Origin of the sequence: Bordetella bronchiseptica (assembly GCF_900636925.1) — a bacterium.
Classification (GTDB): domain Bacteria; phylum Pseudomonadota; class Gammaproteobacteria; order Burkholderiales; family Burkholderiaceae_B; genus Bordetella; species Bordetella pertussis.
Map to the genome: position 1 here is coordinate 2,298,286 of NZ_LR134326.1, position 19,246 is coordinate 2,317,531.

Annotated in this window: 12 protein-coding genes; 5 read left to right on the top strand and 7 right to left on the bottom strand. The window is 67.5% G+C overall.

Translation table 11 applies throughout. The annotated features are described in order from the left end of the window. Nucleotides 1–10 precede the first annotated feature (10 nt). The gene (locus EL288_RS10725) at nt 11–3,190 is read left to right on the top strand and encodes an efflux RND transporter permease subunit (RefSeq protein WP_033451100.1); all 3,180 of its coding nucleotides are present in this window, start codon (nt 11–13) and stop codon (nt 3,188–3,190) included. Next, nucleotides 3,187–4,653 (top strand): AdeC/AdeK/OprM family multidrug efflux complex outer membrane factor, encoded by a 1,467-nt coding sequence (gene adeC / locus EL288_RS10730; protein WP_003811956.1) that lies wholly within the window; start codon nt 3,187–3,189, stop codon nt 4,651–4,653. Before EL288_RS10725 ends, adeC begins: the two co-directional genes overlap by 4 nt. 69 nt (nt 4,654–4,722) lie before the next feature. On the opposite strand, the gene EL288_RS10735 is transcribed toward adeC, so the two are convergent. The 6 genes from EL288_RS10735 to EL288_RS10760 form a co-directional block, all read right to left on the bottom strand. Next, nucleotides 4,723–4,974 (bottom strand): GlsB/YeaQ/YmgE family stress response membrane protein, encoded by a 252-nt coding sequence (locus EL288_RS10735; protein ID WP_003811953.1) that lies wholly within the window; start codon nt 4,972–4,974, stop codon nt 4,723–4,725. A 145-nt stretch (nt 4,975–5,119) separates the two neighbouring features. Further along, nucleotides 5,120–5,734, bottom strand: coding sequence for an SCO family protein (locus EL288_RS10740; protein ID WP_033446818.1), 615 nt, complete (start codon nt 5,732–5,734; stop codon nt 5,120–5,122). A 224-nt stretch (nt 5,735–5,958) separates the two neighbouring features. Further along, the gene (locus tag EL288_RS10745; RefSeq protein ID WP_080707692.1) at nt 5,959–8,073 is read right to left on the bottom strand and encodes a M3 family metallopeptidase; all 2,115 of its coding nucleotides are present in this window, start codon (nt 8,071–8,073) and stop codon (nt 5,959–5,961) included. A gap of 75 nt (nt 8,074–8,148) precedes the next feature. Beyond that, nucleotides 8,149–9,000 (bottom strand): bifunctional methylenetetrahydrofolate dehydrogenase/methenyltetrahydrofolate cyclohydrolase FolD, encoded by an 852-nt coding sequence (gene folD, locus EL288_RS10750; protein WP_003811948.1) that lies wholly within the window; start codon nt 8,998–9,000, stop codon nt 8,149–8,151. Continuing rightward, nucleotides 8,997–9,623: a response regulator transcription factor gene (locus EL288_RS10755; protein WP_003811946.1), complete on the bottom strand. Its 627-nt coding sequence runs from the start codon at nt 9,621–9,623 to the stop codon at nt 8,997–8,999. Before EL288_RS10755 ends, folD begins: the two co-directional genes overlap by 4 nt. Next, entirely contained in the window at nt 9,620–11,374 is a 1,755-nt protein-coding gene (locus tag EL288_RS10760) for a PAS domain-containing sensor histidine kinase (protein ID WP_003811943.1), read from the bottom strand. The genes EL288_RS10755 and EL288_RS10760 overlap by 4 nt, the downstream gene beginning before the upstream one ends. Before the next feature lie 292 nt (nt 11,375–11,666). Here EL288_RS10760 and aceE point away from each other — a divergent pair, with 292 nt between their 5' ends. The 3 genes from aceE to lpdA are packed head-to-tail and all read left to right on the top strand — an operon-like array spanning nt 11,667 to nt 17,801. After that, nucleotides 11,667–14,372 carry a pyruvate dehydrogenase (acetyl-transferring), homodimeric type gene (aceE, locus tag EL288_RS10765; protein WP_003811941.1) on the top strand — a complete coding sequence of 902 codons (2,706 nt, stop codon included), beginning with the start codon at nt 11,667–11,669 and terminating at the stop codon, nt 14,370–14,372. A gap of 12 nt (nt 14,373–14,384) precedes the next feature. Next, the gene (gene aceF, locus EL288_RS10770; RefSeq protein WP_033459592.1) at nt 14,385–16,028 is read left to right on the top strand and encodes a dihydrolipoyllysine-residue acetyltransferase; all 1,644 of its coding nucleotides are present in this window, start codon (nt 14,385–14,387) and stop codon (nt 16,026–16,028) included. 12 nt (nt 16,029–16,040) lie between these two features. Continuing rightward, entirely contained in the window at nt 16,041–17,801 is a 1,761-nt protein-coding gene (gene lpdA / locus EL288_RS10775) for a dihydrolipoyl dehydrogenase (RefSeq protein WP_033459591.1), read from the top strand. Nucleotides 17,802–18,023: 222 nt separating this feature from the next. Here lpdA and EL288_RS10780 read toward each other — a convergent pair whose 3' ends face one another. Then, complete coding sequence (locus EL288_RS10780) at nt 18,024–19,193, bottom strand: flagellin FliC (RefSeq protein ID WP_033459589.1); 1,170 nt, start codon at nt 19,191–19,193, stop codon at nt 18,024–18,026. Between the last annotated feature and the right edge of the window lie 53 nt (nt 19,194–19,246).

Sequence of the window (19,246 nt, forward strand, 5' to 3'; positions counted from 1 at the left end):
GAGTTCCCGCATGGCAAAGTTTTTCATCGACAGGCCGGTGTTCGCCTGGGTGATCGCGATTGTGCTGATGATGGCCGGCGCGCTCTCCATCCTGAGCCTGCCGGTCGCGCAATATCCGAACATCGCGCCGCCCGCCATCAGCATCAACGTGACCTATCCTGGCGCCTCGGCCCAGACCGTGCAGGACACGGTGGTGCAGGTCATCGAGCAGCAGATGAACGGCATCGACAACCTGCAGTACATCTCGTCGGAAAGCAATTCCGACGGCAGCATGTCGATCACGCTCACGTTCTCGCAGGGCACCAACCCGGATACGGCGCAGGTGCAGGTGCAGAACAAGCTGGCGGTGGCCCAGCCGCTGCTGCCGCTGGAAGTGCAGCAGCAGGGCATCCGCGTCACCAAGGCCACCAAGAACTTCCTGATCGTCGCCGGCTTCGTGTCCACCGACGGCACCATGGACAAGTCCGACCTGGCCGACTACGTGGCCTCGTACATCCAGGACCCGATCAGCCGCACGCCCGGCGTGGGCGACTTCCAGCTGTTCGGCGCGCCATACGCCATGCGCATATGGATCAGCCCCGAGAAACTGGTCAATTTCGGCCTGACCGCCTCCGACGTCACCACCGCGATCCGCGAGCAGAACGTGCAGGTCTCGTCCGGGCAGCTGGGCGGCCAGCCGGCGGTGCGCGGCCAGCAGCTCAACGCCACGGTGATCGGACCGTCGCGGCTGCAGACCCCGGAAGCCTTCGGCCGCATCCTGCTCAAGGTCAATAGCGACGGCTCGCAGGTGCGCCTGAAGGACGTGGCCAGCATCGAGCTGGGCGCGCAGACGTACGCCATCGACAGCTATTACAACGGCAAGCCCGCCTCGGGCCTGGCCATCAAGCTGGCCAGCGGCGCCAACGCGCTCGATACCGCCCAGGCGGTGCGCGAGACCATCAACGGCCTCAAGCCGTACTTCCCGCCGGGCATGGACGTGGTGTATCCGTACGACACCACGCCGTTCGTCAGCCTGTCGATCGAGGGCGTGGTCAAGACGCTGTTCGAAGCGGTGCTGCTGGTCTTCCTGGTGATGTACCTGTTCCTGCAGAACGTGCGCGCCACGCTCATCCCCACGCTGGCCGTGCCGGTGGTGCTGCTGGGCACGTTCGGGGTGCTGGCGGCGTTCGGCTATTCGATCAACACGCTGACCATGTTCGGCATGGTGCTGGCCATCGGCCTGCTGGTCGACGACGCCATCGTGGTGGTCGAGAACGTCGAGCGCGTGATGGCCGAGGAGGGGCTGTCGCCCAGGCAGGCCACCCGCAAGTCGATGAGCCAGATCACCGGCGCGCTGATCGGTATCGCCATGGTGCTGGCGGCGGTGTTCGTGCCCATGGCGTTCTTCGGCGGTTCCACCGGGGTGATCTATCGCCAGTTCTCCATCACCATTGTTTCGTCCATGGTGCTGTCGGTGGTGGTGGCCATTGTCTTCACGCCGGCGCTGTGCGCCACCATGCTCAAACCCATCCCGAAGGGCCACCATGGCTCCAAGAAGGGCTTTTTCGGCTGGTTCAACCGCACCTTCGAGCGTTCCAGCCAGGCCTATGCCAACAACGTGGCCCGCAGCATGGGGCGCACCAAGCGCCTGTTGCTGATCTACGTGGTGATCCTGCTGGGTATGGCTTGGATGTTCATGCGCATTCCCACCGCGTTCCTGCCGGACGAAGACCAGGGCATCCTGTTCGCCCAGGTGCAGGCGCCGGCCGGCGCCACCAGCGAACGCACCCAGGCCACCATCGACGCGGCGGTCAAGTACCTGCTGGAAGACGAGAAGGAGTCGGTGGCCTCGGTGTTCGCGGTCAACGGCTTTAGCTTCGGCGGCCGCGGGCAGAACGCCGCCATCCTGTTCATCAAGCTGCGCGACTGGAACGAACGCAAGGGCGCCGAGCACCGCGCCGCCGCGGTGGCCGCGCGCGCCAATGCCAAGTTCCGCGCCGAGTTGCGCGACGCGCAGGCGGCCGTGTTCGCGCCGCCCGCGGTGATGGAGCTGGGCAACGCCACCGGCTTCGACTTCCAGCTGCAGGACCGCGCCGGCGTCGGCCACGAGAAGCTGCTGGCGGCGCGCAACCAGCTGCTGCAAGAGGCCGGCGCAAGTCCCATGCTGGTGGCCGTGCGCCCCAACGGCATCGAGGACGCGCCGCAGTACCAGCTGGACATCGACCGCGAGAAGGCGCGCGCGCTCGGCGTGTCGATCACCGAGATCAACAACACGCTGGCCACCGCCTGGGGCTCGTCCTACGTCAATGATTTCATCGACCGCGGCCGGGTCAAGAAGGTGTTCGTGCAGGGCGAGGCATCGTCGCGCATGCTGCCGCAGGACCTGGACAAATGGTACGTGCGCAACAACGCGGGCGACATGGTGCCGTTCTCGGCCTTCTCGTCGGCGCAATGGACCTTCGGGCCGCAGAAGCTGAACCGCTACAACGGCGTGCCGTCGTACAACATCCAGGGCCAGGCCGCGCCGGGCTACAGCTCGGGCGACGCCATGGCCGAGATGGAGCGGCTGGCCGACAAGCTGCCGCTGGGCATCGGCTACGACTGGACCGGCCTGTCGTTCGAGGAGCGCCTGTCGGGCGCGCAGGCGCCGGCGCTGTACGCGATCTCGCTGATCGTGGTGTTCCTGTGCCTGGCCGCGCTCTATGAAAGCTGGAGCATTCCCACCGCGGTGATGCTGGTGGTGCCGCTGGGCGTGGTGGGGGCCTTGCTGGCCACCCTGACGCGGGGCCTGTCCAACGACGTGTACTTCCAGGTGGGGCTGCTGACCACCATCGGGCTGGCCGCCAAGAACGCCATCCTGATCGTGGAGTTCGCCAAGGAGCACTACGAGGAGGGCGCCAGCCTGACCGAGGCGGCGGTGCACGCCGCGCGCCAGCGTCTGCGCCCCATCCTGATGACGTCGCTGGCGTTCATCCTGGGCGTGGTGCCGCTGGCCATTTCCACGGGCGCCGGCTCGGGCAGCCAGAACGCCATCGGCACGGGCGTGATCGGCGGCATGCTCACCGGCACCTTCCTGGCGATCTTCTTCGTGCCCCTGTTCTTTGTCCTTACCCTGCGCCTGTTCAAGGTCAAGCGCGCCTCGGAGAACCGCGAGGACGACGACCCGCATGGCGGCGCCCAGCCGGCCACGCACGGAGGACAGCCGCAATGAAACCTGCCGTCATGAGAACCTTGTTGTCCCTTGCCGTGGCCACGGCCCTGGCCGGCTGCTCGCTGGCGCCCACCTACGAGCGCCCGCAGGCGCCGGTCGACGCGGCCTATCCGTCCGGCCCGGCCTACGGCGCGCCGGGCCAGGCCGCCGCGGGCGCGCCGGCCGCCGCCGACGTGGGCTGGCGCGACTTCTTCGGCGACCCGCTGCTGCAGGAACTGCTGGCGCTGTCGCTGGCCAACAACCGCGACCTGCGGGTCGCCGCGCTCAACGTGGAGGCGGCGCGCGCGCAGTACCGCATCCAGCGCGCCGATCTCGCGCCCAGCGTGGGCGTGGGCGGCACCGGCTCGGTGCAGCGCACCCCGGCCGACCTCAACCCGAGCGGACAGGCCGGCATCAGCCGCAGCTATCAGGTCGGCGCCAGCCTGTCGACCTGGGAGCTGGACCTGTTCGGGCGCATCCGCAGCCTCAGCGAGCAGGCGCTGCAGCTCTATCTGGCCCAGGACGAAACGCGCCTGGCCACCCAGCTGACGCTGGTGGCCGAGACCGCCAACGCCTACCTGACCCTGCGCGCCGACCAGGAACTGCTGGCGCTGACGCGCCAGACGCTGGCGGCCCAGCAGGAGTCGTACAAGCTGACCCGCCAGAGCTACGACCTGGGCGTGGCGACCGAACTGGACCTGAGCCAGGCCGAGATTTCGCTGCGCACCGCCGAGCGCAATCTGTCGCAGTACACGCGCATGGCGGCGCAGGACCGCAACGCGCTGGTGCTGCTGGTGGGCCAGCCGCTGCCGGCCGGGATCGGCGCGCAGCTGGACCAGGCCGTGGCGCTGCCCGATGGCGTGGTCCTGGCCGACCTGCCGGCGGGCCTGCCGTCGGATCTGCTCGCGCGCCGGCCGGATATCCGCGCGGCGGAGCACCAGCTGCAAGCCGCCAACGCCAGCATCGGCGCGGCGCGCGCGGCGTTCTTCCCGCGCATCAGCCTGACCGGCTCGGCCGGCACGGCCAGCGCCAGCCTGGGCGGCCTGTTCGATGCCGGGTCGGGCGCCTGGAGTTTCGCGCCGCAGATCAGCGTGCCGATCTTCGCGGGCGGGGCGCTGCGCGCCAGCCTGGACCTGGCCAAGATCCAGAAGGATATCGGCATCGCGCGCTACGAGCAGGCCATCCAGAGCGGGTTCCGCGAGGTCTCCGACGCGCTGGCCGGCCGCGGCACATTGCAGGAGCAGATCCGGTCGCAGGAACTGCTGGTGCAGGCCAACCAGCGCGCCTACGACCTGTCGCAGCAGCGTTACCAGCAGGGCATCGACAACTATCTCAGCGTGCTGGATTCGCAGCGTTCGCTGTATACGGCGCAGCAGACGCTGGTCGAGACGCGGCTGGCGCGCCTGTCCAACCTGATCCAGCTCTACAAGGCGCTGGGCGGCGGCTGGTCCGAGCGCACGGTGGCGGCGGCGCAGGCCGGCTGATCGCGCGCGGCCGTCCAAAACAGACAGGCCGGCAAGATGCCGGCCTGTCTGTTTGCGCAGTGGCGGGGGTCAGGCGCGCTTCTTGGCGACCAGGCCCACGACGAACAACACGATGATCGCGCCGACGACCGAACCGATCCAGCCCGCGGGTTCGCCCGGTGCGTACCAGCCCAGTTGCTGGCCCAGGAAACCGGCGACCACCGATCCGATGATGCCCAGGATCGTCGTCATGATGTAGCCCATGTTCTGGTCTCCCGGCATGATGGCCCGGGCGATCAGTCCGACGACAAACCCGACGATGATCATGATGATGATGCTCATACGCGCGCTCCTTCGTGGTGGCGAAATGGTGCGGCCATGATACCCATGGCCGTGCGCCCGACGCTGTAACAACACGTACGACCGCAGGGGATTGCCGCGCGGTGGGGCGCAAAAGCAACAACCGCGCCCTGGGGCGCGGTCCGGATCATTGGGTCTGCGCGATGAGCTGGCGCAGGTCCTTGACCATGGTGTCGATGGTGTCCGTGTCGGAGGCCAGCAGGCGCGCCTTGCCCTGGTTGTCGAAGATATAGACGCCGCGGCTGTGGGTGACGTCGTAGATATCGGCGTCGTCGCCCGGCTTGGGCTTCTCGATCTGGTAGGCCACCCGATAGCGCCGCGCCAGGTCGGCGATCTGCTTTTCGTTGCCGGTCACGCCGATCGCGTTGTTGTTGAACGCATTGACATAGGCCTGCAGGATGTCCGGGGTATCGCGATGCGGGTCGACGCTGACGAACAGGATGCGCACGTCCCTGGCCTGCTCGCCCAGTTGCTGCAGCACCGCCGTCAGTTGCGCCATGGTGGTGGGGCAGACGTCGGGGCAGCTGGCGTAGCCGAAGAACAGCAATACCGTCTTGCCCTTGAGGTCGTCGCTGCTGACGGTCTTGCCGTGCGCGCCCGGCAGGCTGAACTTCAGGTCGGGCAGATGGCCCTTGACGTTGTACAGCGACCAATCCGCCGAACGTTCGCTGCACGCCGCCAGCAGCATCAACATCGCCAGGAGCAGGCCGCGCCACGCGCGGCCGGAAAGAGGTGAGTACATGGTAGATACAGCCAGGCGCCGATGCGGCGCGCGCATGAGTGGGAAGGACCTGGGGATTCTACCGCGTCGGGGCGGGAGGGGCGCGGGGGGAGGGGGGCAGAGGTGCCTGTCCCCGCGGGGACAGGCACCTGAGGCGTCAGGCGTCAGAAGTCAGCAGGTGCCAGTCCCCGCGGGGACAGGCACCTGAGAGGTCAGGCTTCATGCGGGGACAGGCACCTGAGAGGTCAGGCTTGCATGCCGCTGTGCCGCAGCAGGGCGTCGATGCGGGGTTCGCGGCCGCGGAAGGCGCGGAAGGAGTCGGCGGCGGGGCGGGCGCCGCCGACGGCGAGGATTTCCTTGCGAAAGCGCGCGCCGGTGGCGCCGTCCAGCGTGGTGGCGGCCGGCTCGCCCTGGCGGGCGGCTTCCTCGAAGGCTTCGTACGCGTCGGCCGACAGCACCTCGGCCCACTTGTAGCTGTAGTACCCGGCGCCATAACCGCCGGCAAACAGGTGCGAGAAGCTGTGGGGCAGGCGATGCCACGCGGGCGGGAACAGCACTGCGACTTCCTGGCGCACCTGCTGCAGCAGCGCCAGCACGTCGGCGATGGGCGCGCCTTGCGGGCGGTCGTGCAGCATCATGTCGAACAGCGCGAACTCGATCTGGCGCACGGTCTGCATGCCGCTCTGGAAGTTGCGCGCCGCCACCAGGCGGTCGTAGAGATCGCGCGGCAGCGGCTGGCCGGTTTCGACATGGGCCGACAGCTTCTGCACCACGCTCCATTCCCAGCAGAAGTTCTCCATGAACTGCGACGGCAGTTCGATGGCGTCCCATTCGACGCTGGCGAACGCCGCCGCGCCGGGCTCGTCCACTTCGGACAGCAGGGCGTGCAGCGCGTGGCCGGTTTCGTGGAACAGCGTGATGACGTCATCGTGCGTGAGCAGCGCGGCCTTGTCGCCATTGGGGCGCGAGAAGTTGCAGGTCAGGTAGGCGACCGGCGTCTGCAGATCGCCTTGCACGCGGCGTCGGCTGCGCTCGCTGTCGACCCAGGCGCCGCTTTGCTTGCCGGCGCGCGCGTACAGGTCGAGGTAAAGATGACCCAGCGTCGCGCCGGCCGGGCTTTCGACCCGCACGCCGCGCACGTCGGCATGCCAGGACGACACCGGCACTTCGCGCAGGCGCACGTCGAACAGCGTCTCGATGACCTCGAACAGGCCCGCCAGCACGCGCGGCTCGGTGAAGTACTGCTTGATCTCGTCTTCCGAATAGGCATAGCGCGACTCGCGCAGCCGCTCGGCGGCGAAGGGCACATCCCAGGGCTGCAGCTCGGCCAGGCCCAGCTCGCCGGCGGCGAAGGCCTGCAATTCGGCCAGGTCGCGTTCGGCGTACGGCTTGGCGCGGCGCGCCAGGTCGCGCAGGAAGTCCACGACTTCGGTGGCGTCGCGCGCCATGCGGGTCTGCAGGCGCAGGGCGGCGAAGGTGGGGTACTGCAGCAGCCCGGCTTCGTCGGCGCGCAGCTGCAGCAGTTCTTCGATCAGCGGCGAGTTGTCGTAGGCGGCGTCGCCATGTTCGGACGCGACGGTGCCGTACGCGCGGTACAGGGTTTCGCGCAGGGCGCGGTCGCGCGCGTACTGCATGACGGGCAGGTAGCAGGGCATTTTCAGCGTCAGCTTCCAGCCGGTGGCGCCATCGTCCTCGGCCGCCTTGCGCGCCGCGGCCAGCACGTCGGCCGGGATGCCGTCCAGGCGCGCCTGGTCGTCGACCAGCAGCGACCACGCGTCGATGGCGTCGAGCACGTTCTCGGAGAACTTCTGCGATGCCTGGGCCTCGCGGTCGGAGATCTCGGCGTAGCGTTCGCGCGCGGCCCCTTGCAGCTCGACGCCGCTGAGGCGGAAGTCGCGCAGCGCCAGCTCGACCACGCGGCGGCGCACCGGCGGCCAGGCCGCGAAATCCTCGGCGGCCTGCAGGCGCTGGTACTGGCGATACAGGCCTTCGTGCAGGCCGACCCAGGTGGAGAACTCGGTGACCAGCGGCAGCGCGGCGTTGTAGGCCTCGCGCAGCACGGGCGTGTTGACCACCGCGTTCAGGTGGCCGGCCACCGACCAGGCGCGCCACAGGCGCTCGGATGCGCTGTCCAGGGGCGCCACCACGGCGTCCCAGGTGGCGGGCAGGGCCGGGTCGGCCGCGTGTTTGACCGCCGCGCGGGCGATATCCAGCAGGGCCTGGACGGCCGGCACGATGTGTTCGGGTTTGACGGCGGCGTAGTCGACCAGGTCGGCGACCGGCGCAAGCAGGGGATTCTGGGTCATGGGCTTGGGAATTCCGTGGACGAGCGGGCGCGGCCCGAAGGGCGCGCATGCCATGAGAGTGGGGACGGACGGGCGGATTGCAAGGCGGGCATGCCAGGCGCGGCGCGCCTGGCTGCGTGGGGCAGGGCCTTACGCGGCAGCGCGTTCGGCCGCTTCAACCGTATTGACCAGCAGCATGGCGATGGTCATGGGGCCGACGCCGCCGGGCACCGGCGAGATGGCGCCGGCCACTTCGCGGGCCGAGGCCATGTCGACGTCGCCGCACAACTTGCCGTCGGCGCCGCGGTTGATGCCGACGTCGATGACCACGGCGCCGGGCTTGATCATCGAGCCGTCGATCATGCCGGGCTTGCCGGTGGCCACCACCAGCACGTCGGCGCGGCGCGTCTGGGCGCCCAGGTCGCGGGTCTTGGAGTTGCAGATGGTGATGGTCGCGCCCGCCTGCAGCAGCAGCATCGCCATCGGCTTGCCGACGATATTGCTGGCGCCCACGATGACCGCCTCGGCGCCGCGCAGGGCCACGCCTTCGGATTCGAGCATCTTCATCACGCCGTAGGGCGTGCAGGGGCGAAACAGCGGCTGGCCGGTCATGAGCAGGCCGGCATTGCTGATGTGGAAACCGTCGACGTCCTTCTCGGCGGCAATGGCCTCGATCACCTTGTGCGCGTCCATGTGCCTGGGCAGCGGCAGCTGCACCAGGATGCCGTGGATGGACGGGTCGCGGTTGAGCGCGTCGATGCGTTCGAGCAACTGGGCCTCGGTGAGGTCGGCCGGGTATTGCTCCTTGACCGAATGCAGGCCGGCCTTCTCGCAGGCGGCGACCTTGTTGCGCACATAGACTTGCGAGGCGGGGTCGTCGCCCACCAGCACGACCGCCAGGCCGGGGCGCACGCCCTTGGCCGTCAGCGCCTGCACGCGCTGGGCGACTTCTTCGCGAATGCGCTGCGACAGGGCGGCGCCGTCGATGATGCGTGCGGTCATGCGTGGGCCTCGGGTTTGGCCAGGGCCACTTTCATCAGGTCTGCTACGGTGGTCACTTCAAGTTTTTCCATGATGTTGGCGCGGTGCGCCTCGACGGTCTTGATGCTGATGCCCAGGTCGTCGGCGATCTGCTTGTTCAAGCGGCCGGCGACGATGCGCTCCAGCACCTGTTGCTCGCGCGCCGTCAGGCGGGCAAGCATGGCTTCGTGGTCTTTCTGCGCCTGGAACTTGCTGATCCGCTGCACCGCCTGCTCCAGCATGCGGGCCACGATCTCGCGCAGGTCGGATTCGTTGAACGGCTTTTCCAGGAAGTCCACGGCGCCCTTTTTCATGGTCGACACCGCCATCGGCACGTCGCCGTGGCCGGTGATGAACACGATGGGCAGCGGGGCGTTGCGGGCGATCAGCTGCTCCTGCAGTTCCAGGCCGCTCATGCCCGGCATGCGCACGTCGGCGATCAGCACGCCGATCTGGCTGGCGTCGTACTCGTCCAGGAAATTCTCGCCGCTGGCGTAGGCGCGTACGCGGTAGCCGTTGGCTTCCAGCAGCCAGCGCAGGGAATCGCGCACGGCTTCGTCGTCGTCAACTATGAATACGGTGCTCGACAGGTGGGGCGTGTTCATGCGTGCAACTCCTCGGACTGGTCGTTCTGTGCCTGCGACTGGGGCGTGGCGCAGGGCAGTGTAAAGCGGAAAATGGTGCCGCCGGCAGGATTGGGATCCGCCCACAGACGGCCGTGGTGCGACTCGATAATGGTACGGCAAATGTTCAGCCCCATGCCCAGTCCTTGCGACTTGGTGCTGAAGAACGGTTCGAACAGGCGCTCCGGCTCGGGCAGCCCATGGCCGCGATCGACCACCGCCACCTCGATGTGCTGCTCGTGCGGGATGACGGCCACTTTCAGCTCGTCGGACTCGCTCTTTTCCATGGCCTCCAGGCCATTCTTGAGCAGGTTCAGCAGCACCTGTTCGATCAGGATGGGGTCGGCCAGCACGTCGGGCGCGTTCGAGGGCACGAAGCGCTCGATGCGGATGCGGCGCTTGCGCGCGTCGATCTCGGCGAACCCGATGGCGTTGTCGACGATGCGGCTGATCGCCACCCGCTGGCGGCGCGGTTCGCTGCGTTTGACGAACTCGCGGATGCGGCTGATGATCTTGCCGGCTCGCTCGGCCTGCGAGGCGGCCTTCTCCAGCGCCGGCAGCAGCATGTTGGGGCTGGTGTGGCCGGCCTTGACCAGCGCCACCGCGCCCATGCTGTAGTTGGCGATGGCGGTCAGCGGCTGGTTCAGCTCGTGCGCCAGCGACGAGGCCATCTCGCCCATGGTGGTCAGGCGGCTGGTGAGCTGGATCTTCTCCTGCTGCACGCGCGAGGCTTCCTCGTGGACGCGGCGCTCGGTGATGTCGCGCGCCACCTGCATGCGCACGCGGCGGCCGTCGGTCCAGGCCAGCATGCGGTGGTGCACCTCGAACCAGCGCTGCACCGAGGGGGCGAACACCTCCACCGACTCGTCGGTGAAGCGGCCGCGCCGACCGGCCAGCAGCTCGTCGTGGCCGCCGGTCTGGGCGCCGAACACGCGCCGGTAGGTGCGGTTGGCGAACAGCAGTTCCAGTCCGTCGTGGGTGTCGGCGGTGACCGAGATGGCGTCGTCCAGGCCTTCGAGCACGGTCATGAAGCGTTCGTGCGCGGCGGTCAGGGCCTCGCGGATGCGCTTGGGTTCGGTGATGTCGGTCATGGAGGTCATCCAGCCGATCTGGTCGCCGTTGGGGTCGAGCAGGGGCGAGACGTACATGCGCGCCGTGAAGCGCGAGCCGTCGCGGCGCTGCGCCTCGACCTCCAGCCCGCTGCTGGGCGTCTTGCCCGAGGTCAGCACCTCCAGCGTGTGCTGGTGCTGCTCGTGGCGGCCGGGCACCCAGTACGGAAAGGGCGGGCTGCGGCCGATCAGGTCGGCTTCGTTCCAGCCTATCATGCGGCAGAACGCCGGATTGACGTAGGCGATGCGTCCCTCCATATCCAGCACCCGCATGCCGGTGGACATGGAGTTCTCCATCGCGCGGCGAAAGCCCGTCTCGGCGATCAGGGCGGCCTCGGCCTCGGAGCGAAAGCGCGTATAGCGCCACAGCATCAGCAGGCTGATCACGATGACGCAGGACAGCGCCAGCACCACCCAGATCAGCCGCTGCTGGCGCAGCTCCTGGTCGATGGTGACGAACATGACGCTGTCGTCGTGGATGCGCTGCAGCCAGAAGAACACGCCCATCACACATATATAGAGGACGAGCACGAGCGCCGGCGTCAGCCAGTACACGCCACGCCTGCGCGCGCGGGCGTGGTCACGGAACGACATCGGAATATTGGACTTGGGCGGGCTGGACATGGACTTCTTGCCGTTGGAGCCGGCATTTTAGAGCCTGTTGCGGCTTGTTGCTTGCCGGGGAAGGGGATTTCCGCGATAACTGTCGCTACAGCGGATTTTGTATTATGAAATGCCGTACCGCAACATGAAAATTTCCTTGCGACGGGTTAATCTTGCTACTTAGAATGCCGGCTTCGGCACAATGCAGCCGTCCGCAACCCACGCGTAACATGGTATCCGGCATCCGGCAACCCTTGCGCCCCGCACACTGATAAGCCGGGAAGCGGCCAGAAACCCCAACAGGAGACACACGATGTCCTCTTTCGCCCAGGCTGGCGCCCTAGCGGCCGCCAATGACGAAGACACCCTCGAGACACAGGAATGGCTGGAAGCATTGGCCGCCGTCCTCGACCGTGAAGGACCGCAGCGCGCGCACTACCTGCTGGAGCGTCTGATCGACGAGGCGCGCCGTTCCGGCGCCCATATCCCGTTCTCGCCGAACACCGCCTACGTGAACACGATTCCGCCGGGGCTGGAGCCTGCCCATCCCGGCAACCTGGAGCTGGAAGCCCGCATCCGCTCGTACGTGCGCTGGAACGCCATGGCGATGGTGGTGCGCGCCAACAAGCACAACCCGCCCGACGGCGGCGACCTGGGCGGCCATATCGCCTCGTTCGCCTCGCTGGCCACCATGATCGGCTGCGGCCAGAACCATTTCTGGCATGGCGAGACCGAAGAGCACGGCGGCGACCTGGTGTACTTCCAGGGCCATACCTCGCCGGGCATGTACGGCCGCGCCTACCTGGAAGGCCGCCTGACCGAGGACCAGCTCAACCATTTCCGCCAGGAAGTCGACGGCAAGGGCCTGTCTTCCTATCCGCACCCCAAGCTGATGCCGGATTTCTGGCAGTTCCCCACGGTGTCGATGGGCCTGGGCCCGCTGATGGCCATCTACCAGGCCCGTTTCCTGAAGTACCTGCATGCCCGCGGCATCGCCGACACCAGCAACCGCAAGGTGTGGGTGTTCTGCGGCGACGGCGAGATGGACGAGCCCGAATCGCTGGGCGCCATCGCCCTGGCCGCGCGCGAGAAGCTGGACAACCTGATTTTCGTCATCAACTGCAACCTGCAGCGCCTGGACGGCCCGGTGCGCGGCAACGGCAAGATCATCCAGGAGCTGGAAGGCGACTTCCGCGGCTCGGGCTGGAACGTCATCAAGCTGATCTGGGGCGGCTACTGGGACCCGCTGCTGGCGCACGACAAGGAAGGCATCCTGCGCCGCATCATGGAAGAGGCCGTCGACGGCGAATACCAGGCGTACAAGGCCAACGACGGCAAGTACGTGCGCGAGCACTTCTTCGGCAAGCATCCCAAGCTGCTGGAGATGGTCGCGCGCATGAGCGACGAGGACATCTGGCGCCTGAACCGCGGCGGCCATGACCCCCACAAGGTCTATGCGGCGTTCGACGCGGCCAGCAAGCACGCCGGCCAGCCCACCGTGATCCTGGCCAAGACCATCAAGGGCTACGGCATGGGCCATGTCGGCCAGGCCAAGAACCCCACCCACCAGCAGAAGAAGCTGGAGCTCGACTCGATCCGCGAGTTCCGCGACCGCTTCGGCATCCCGATTCCCGACGACAAGCTGGAAGAGCTGCCGTACTACAAGCCGGCCGAAGATTCGCCCGAAATGCAGTACCTGCACGAGCGCCGCAAGGCGCTGGGCGGCTACCTGCCCAAGCGCCGCGCCAAGGCCGACGAGCAACTGAAGGCGCCGGCCCTGGACGCCTTCAAGGCCGTGCTCGAGCCCACCGCGGAAGGGCGCGAGATCTCCACCACCCAGGCTTTCGTGCGGGTGCTCAACCAGATCCTGCGCGACAAGGACCTCGGTCCGCGCGTGGTGCCCATCCTGGCCGACGAGTCGCGCACCTTCGGCATGGAAGGGCTGTTCCGCCAGATCGGCATCTATGCGCCCGAAGGCCAGAAGTACACCCCGGTCGACAAGGACCAGGTCATGTACTACAAGGAGTCGGCCGACGGCCAGCTGCTGCAGGAGGGCATCAACGAAGCGGGCGCGATGAGCTCGTGGATGGCGGCGGCCACGTCGTACTCCACCAACAACCGCATCATGGTGCCGTTCTACATCTATTACTCGATGTTCGGGTTCCAGCGCGTGGGCGACCTGGCCTGGGCGGCCGGCGACATGCAGGCGCGCGGCTTCCTGCTGGGCGGCACCGCCGGGCGCACCACGCTCAACGGCGAGGGCCTGCAGCACGAGGACGGGCACAGCCACCTGCTGGCCTCGACCATCCCGAACTGCGTCTCGTACGACCCGACGTTCGCCCATGAGCTGGCCGTCATCATCCAGCATGGCCTCAAGCGCATGGTGGAGGACCAGGAGAACGTCTACTACTACCTGACCGTGATGAACGAGAACTACCCGCAGCCGGGCCTGACCGCCGGCGACGAGGAAGGCATCATCCGCGGCATGTACAAGCTGAAGTCGCACGGCAAGGGCAAGCAGCGCGTGCAGCTGATGGGTTCGGGCACCATCCTGCGCGAAGTGATGGCGGCCCAGGAACTGCTGGAAGCCGACTGGGGCGTGGCGTCCGATATCTGGAGCGTGACCAGCTTCACCGAGCTGCGCCGCGACGGCCTGGACGCCGAGCGCCACAACCTGCTGCATCCGGAAGGCAAGCAGCAGGTGCCGTACGTGACCACGCAGCTGGCCAAGAGCGAAGGCCCGATCATCGCCTCGACGGACTACATGAAGTTGTTCGCCGACCAGATCCGCCCGTTCGTGCCCAAGGACCGTACCTACAAGGTGCTGGGAACCGACGGTTTTGGCCGCTCGGACTTCCGTTACAAGCTGCGCGAGCATTTCGAGGTCGACCGCCACTTCGTGGTGCTGGCCTCGCTGCGCGCGCTGGCCGACGAGGGCAAGATTCCGGCCGCCAAGGTCGCCGAAGCCATCAAGAAGTACGGCATCAACCCGAACAAAGCCAACCCGCATCACGCCTGAGGGTAAACAGACATGAGCAATATCGTGGAAATCAAGGTACCGGACATCGGTGACTTCAAGGAGGTGGAAGTCATCGAGGTGCTGGTATCGGCGGGCGACACGATCAAGGCCGAGCAAAGCCTGATCACGGTGGAGTCCGATAAGGCATCGATGGAGATTCCGGCCTCGGCCGCGGGCGTGGTGAAGTCGGTCAAGGTCAAGGTGGGCGACAAGATCGCCGAGGGCACGGTCATCCTGGAAGTGGAGGCGGCCGGCGAGGCCGCCGCCGCGCCCAAGGCCGAGCAGGCCCCCGAGGCCGCCGAGGCGCCCAAGGCCGACGCCGCGAAGGCCGAGGCGCCCCAGGCCGAGGCGCCGGCCGCCGCCGGCCCGATCGAAGTCAAGGTGCCCGATATCGGCGACTTCAAGGAAGTCGAGGTCATCGAGGTGCTGGTCGCCGAGGGCGACACGATCAAGGCCGAGCAAAGCCTGATCACGGTGGAGTCCGACAAGGCCTCGATGGAAATCCCGGCCTCGGCGGGCGGCGTGGTGCAGTCGCTCAAGGTCAAGGTAGGCGACAAGGTCGCGATGGGCACGGTCATCGCCGTGGTGCAGGGCCAGGGCGCAGCCGCCCCGGCCGCCAAGGCCGAGGCGCAGGCGGCAGCCGAGCCTGCCGCGTCGGTCCCGGCTTCGGCGCCGGCTCCGGCTCCGGCGCAGCGGCCCGCCCCGGCCGCCGCGCTGCAGGACGAAGACCTCAAGCCCGGCCAATTGCCGCATGCCTCGCCGTCGGTGCGCAAGTTCGCGCGCGAGCTGGGCGTGAACCTGAGCCGCGTCACCGGCTCGGCCGCGAAGGGCCGCATCACGGCCGATGACGTGCGCGCCTACGTGAAGCAGGCGCTGTCGGCCGGCGCGCCGGCTGGCGCCTCGGGCGGCGGCGATGGCGCCGCGCTGGGGCTGCTGCCGTGGCCCAAGATCGATTTCACCAAGTTCGGCCCCATCGAAGCCAAGCCGCTGTCGCGCATCAAGAAGATCTCGGGCGCCAACCTGCACCGCAACTGGGTCATGATCCCGCACGTCACCAACAACGACGAAGCGGACATCACCGACCTGGAGGCGCTGCGCGTGGCGCTGAACAAGGAAAACGAGAAATCGGGCGTCAAGGTCACCATGCTGGCCTTCCTGATCAAGGCGGTGGTCGCGGCGCTGAAGAAATTCCCCGAGTTCAACGCCTCGCTGGATGGCGACAACCTGGTGCTCAAGCAGTACTACCACATCGGCTTCGCCGCCGACACGCCCAACGGGCTGGTGGTGCCGGTGGTGCGCGACGCCGACAAGAAGGGCATCCTGGAGCTGGCCCGCGAAACCTCCGAGCTGGCCAGGAAGGCCCGCGAAGGCAAGGTCTCGCCCGCCGAGATGCAGGGCGGCTGCTTCTCGATCTCGTCGCTGGGCGGCATCGGCGGCACGCATTTCACGCCCATCATCAACGCGCCCGAAGTGGCCATCCTGGGCGTGTCGCGCTCGGCCCACAAGCCGGTCTGGGACGGCAAGCAGTTCGTGCCGCGCCTGACCCTGCCGCTGTCGCTGTCCTATGACCACCGCGTCATCGACGGCGCTTCGGCGGCGCGCTTCAACGCCTATCTCGGCCAGCTGCTGGCCGACTTCCGCCGCATCGCGCTGTAACGGGGGCAATCGATGAGCAATATCGTGGAAATCAAGGTGCCCGACATCGGTGACTTCAAGGAAGTCGAAGTCATCGAGGTGCTGGTCGCCGCCGGCGACACCATCAAGGCCGAGCAAAGCCTGATCACGGTCGAGTCGGACAAGGCGTCGATGGAAATCCCGGCCTCGTCGGCGGGCGTGGTGAAATCGGTCAAGGTCAAGGTGGGCGACAAGGTCGCCGAGGGCACGGTCATCCTGGACGTGGAGGCGGCCGGCGAGGCCGCCGCCGCGCCCAAGGCCGAGGCGCCGAAGGCGGAGGCACCGAAGGCGCCGGCCGCCAAGGCGAGCGCGCCGGCTGCGGCCGCCTACAGCGGCTCGGCCGACCTCGAATGCGACATGCTGGTGCTGGGCGCGGGCCCCGGCGGCTATTCGGCCGCCTTCCGCGCCGCCGACCTGGGCATGGACACCGTGATGGTCGAGCGCTATGCCACCCTGGGCGGCGTGTGCCTGAACGTGGGCTGCATTCCCTCCAAGGCGCTGCTGCACAACGCCGCGGTGATCGACGAAGCGCGCGCGCTGGCCGCCCATGGCATCAGCTTCGGCGAGCCCAAGGTCGACCTGGACAAGCTGCGCGGCTACAAGGACGGCGTGGTCGCCAAGCTGACCGGCGGCCTGGCCGGCATGGCCCGCGCGCGCAAGGTGCGCGTGGTCACCGGCACGGGCGAGTTCGCCGACCCGCACCACCTCACGGTGACCGACGGCGAAGGCAAGAAGCAGACCATCCGCTTCAAGCAGGCCATCATCGCCGCCGGCAGCCAGTCGGTGAAACTGCCGTTCCTGCCCGACGACGAACGCATCGTGGACTCCACCGGCGCGCTGCAGCTGCGCGCCATCCCCAAGAAGATGCTGATCATCGGCGGCGGCATCATCGGCCTGGAAATGGGCACGGTGTACTCCACCCTGGGCGCGCGCCTGGACGTGGTGGAAATGCTCGACGGCCTGATGCAGGGCGCCGACCGCGACCTGGTCAAGGTGTGGCAGAAGATGAACGCGCCGCGCTTCGACAACATCATGCTCAAGACCAAGACGGTAGGCGCCGAGGCCCGCAAGGACGGCATCTACGTCAGCTTCGAGGGCGAGGGCGCGCCCAAGGAGCCGCAGCGCTACGACCTGGTGCTGCAGGCCGTGGGCCGCAGCCCCAACGGCAAGAAGATCGGCGCCGAGCGCGCCGGCGTGGCCGTCACCGAGCGCGGCTTCATCGAGGTGGACCGCCAGATGCGCACCAACGTGCCGCACATCTACGCCATCGGCGACGTGGTCGGCCAGCCCATGCTGGCGCACAAGGCCGTGCACGAAGGCCACGTGGCGGCCGAGGCGGCCCATGGCGAGAAGTCGTTCTTCGACGCGCGCGTCATCCCGTCGGTGGCCTACACCGATCCGGAAGTGGCCTGGGTGGGCCTGACCGAGGACGAGGCGAAGAAGCAGGGCGTCAAGGTCGAGAAGGGTCTGTTCCCGTGGGCGGCCTCCGGCCGCGCCATCGCCAACGGCCGCGACGAGGGCTTCACCAAGCTGCTGTTCGACGCCGAGACCCACCGCATCGTCGGCGGCGGCATCGTCGGCACGCACGCGGGCGATCTCATCAGCGAAATCGCCCTGGCCATCGAAATGGGTGCGGACATGGTCGACATCGGCAAGACCATCCACCCGCACCCGACCCTGGGCGAATCGGTCGGCATGGCCGCCGAAGTCGCCGAAGGCGTGTGCACCGACCTGCCGCCGATGCGCAAGAAGTAAGGCGCGCGGCATGGCAGCACAAGGGCCCCTCGCGGGGCCCTTGTGCGTTGGCGCGGCACATTGGCCAACGCAAGAGGGCGGGGCGTGGGCAGGCGCCTGTCCCCGCGGGGACAGGCGCCTGCTCACGCCCCGGACGCAAAAACGCCCGGCGCGGTGAGGCGGCCGGGCGTACGTACTGCCATGGCCCCGGGCGGGTTGTGCCCGCCCGGGGTGTGCCGATGCTTAGCGCAGCAGCGACAGGACGTTTTGCGGGACTTGGTTGGCCTGGGCCAGGACCGAGGTGCCAGCCTGTTGCAGGATCTGGTTCTTGGTCATGTTCGACACTTCGGTCGCGTAGTCCGAATCTTCGATGCGCGAACGGGCGGCCGACAGGTTCGTGATCGTGTTGTTCAGGTTGGCAACGGTCGATTCGAAACGGTTCTGGATCGCGCCCAGCGAGCTGCGCTGTTCGTCCACGGCCTTCATGGCGTCGTCCAGCTTGGACAGCGCGTCGGCGTTGCCGCCGGACACGGTGACCGTGTCGGTGTTGGCGATAACAGTCGTCGAGGCGAGAGCGGCTTGCGAAGCAACCGCGCCCAGTTCGTCGCCCAGAGCGGCCTTGCCATCCTTGTCGAAGGTCAGGGCATAGGCTGCGATGTCGCCGCCCGCGTCAGCCAGCACCACGGCGTATTGCGGGTTGGCTGCGTCGCCGTACGAGCGGACCTCGCCACCCGTGGCGCCAGCATGGCCAGCGATGGCAGCAGCCACGGCGGCATCGAACGAAACGGTATCTGCAGCAACGGTGCTCGCAGCAGCGGACAGCACGTCAAAGCCCAGGGCGGCCACTTTGCGGGCTTCGCCGTTAACCTGGGTGCCGGGGATCGCACCAGCGGCGTCGTAAATGTTCCAGGACTGGTTGGCGGCGATCTTGATGTCGATCGTTTCGTTGTCCTTGGCGCCGACCTGGATCGACAGGGTCACGTCGTCCGTCTTGGACTTCAGGACCTTGATGCCGTTGAAGTCGGTCTGGTCGGCGATGCGGTTGATTTCTTCCAGGCGCTGGTTGACTTCCTGCTGGATCGAGTCGATGTCCGAAGCCGAGTTCGTGCCGTTGGAGGCCTGAACCGTCAGTTCGCGGATGCGCTGCAGGTTGTTGTTGATTTCGTTCAGCGCGCCTTCGGTCGTCTGGGCGATCGAGATGCCGTCGTTGGCGTTGCGGGCAGCCTGGGTCAGGCCCTTGACGTTGGCGGTGAAGCGGTTGGCGATGGCCTGGCCGGCCGCGTCGTCCTTGGCGCTGTTGATGCGCAGACCCGACGACAGGCGCTCGATGGCGCTACCCAGGGCCGATTGGGACTTGTTCAGGTTGTTCTGGGCAACCAGCGACAAGTAGTTGGTATTGATGACTGCAGCCATGTTGAGGCTCCCAAGAGAGAAAGGCTTCTTCAAACCGGGCAGCTAGGCCGCCC

Bases quoted from the DNA above. Each gene is read 5' to 3' on its own strand.
- EL288_RS10725 (WP_033451100.1), top strand. From the start codon at position 11: ATGGCAAAGTTTTTCATCGACAGGCCGGTGTTCGCCTGGGTGATCGCG.
- adeC (WP_003811956.1), top strand. From the start codon at position 3,187: ATGAAACCTGCCGTCATGAGAACCTTGTTGTCCCTTGCCGTGGCCACG.
- EL288_RS10735 (WP_003811953.1), bottom strand. From the start codon at position 4,974: ATGAGCATCATCATCATGATCATCGTCGGGTTTGTCGTCGGACTGATC.
- EL288_RS10740 (WP_033446818.1), bottom strand. From the start codon at position 5,734: ATGTACTCACCTCTTTCCGGCCGCGCGTGGCGCGGCCTGCTCCTGGCG.
- EL288_RS10745 (WP_080707692.1), bottom strand. From the start codon at position 8,073: ATGGCATGCGCGCCCTTCGGGCCGCGCCCGCTCGTCCACGGAATTCCC.
- folD (WP_003811948.1), bottom strand. From the start codon at position 9,000: ATGACCGCACGCATCATCGACGGCGCCGCCCTGTCGCAGCGCATTCGC.
- EL288_RS10755 (WP_003811946.1), bottom strand. From the start codon at position 9,623: ATGAACACGCCCCACCTGTCGAGCACCGTATTCATAGTTGACGACGAC.
- EL288_RS10760 (WP_003811943.1), bottom strand. From the start codon at position 11,374: ATGTCCAGCCCGCCCAAGTCCAATATTCCGATGTCGTTCCGTGACCAC.
- aceE (WP_003811941.1), top strand. From the start codon at position 11,667: ATGTCCTCTTTCGCCCAGGCTGGCGCCCTAGCGGCCGCCAATGACGAA.
- aceF (WP_033459592.1), top strand. From the start codon at position 14,385: ATGAGCAATATCGTGGAAATCAAGGTACCGGACATCGGTGACTTCAAG.
- lpdA (WP_033459591.1), top strand. From the start codon at position 16,041: ATGAGCAATATCGTGGAAATCAAGGTGCCCGACATCGGTGACTTCAAG.
- EL288_RS10780 (WP_033459589.1), bottom strand. From the start codon at position 19,193: ATGGCTGCAGTCATCAATACCAACTACTTGTCGCTGGTTGCCCAGAAC.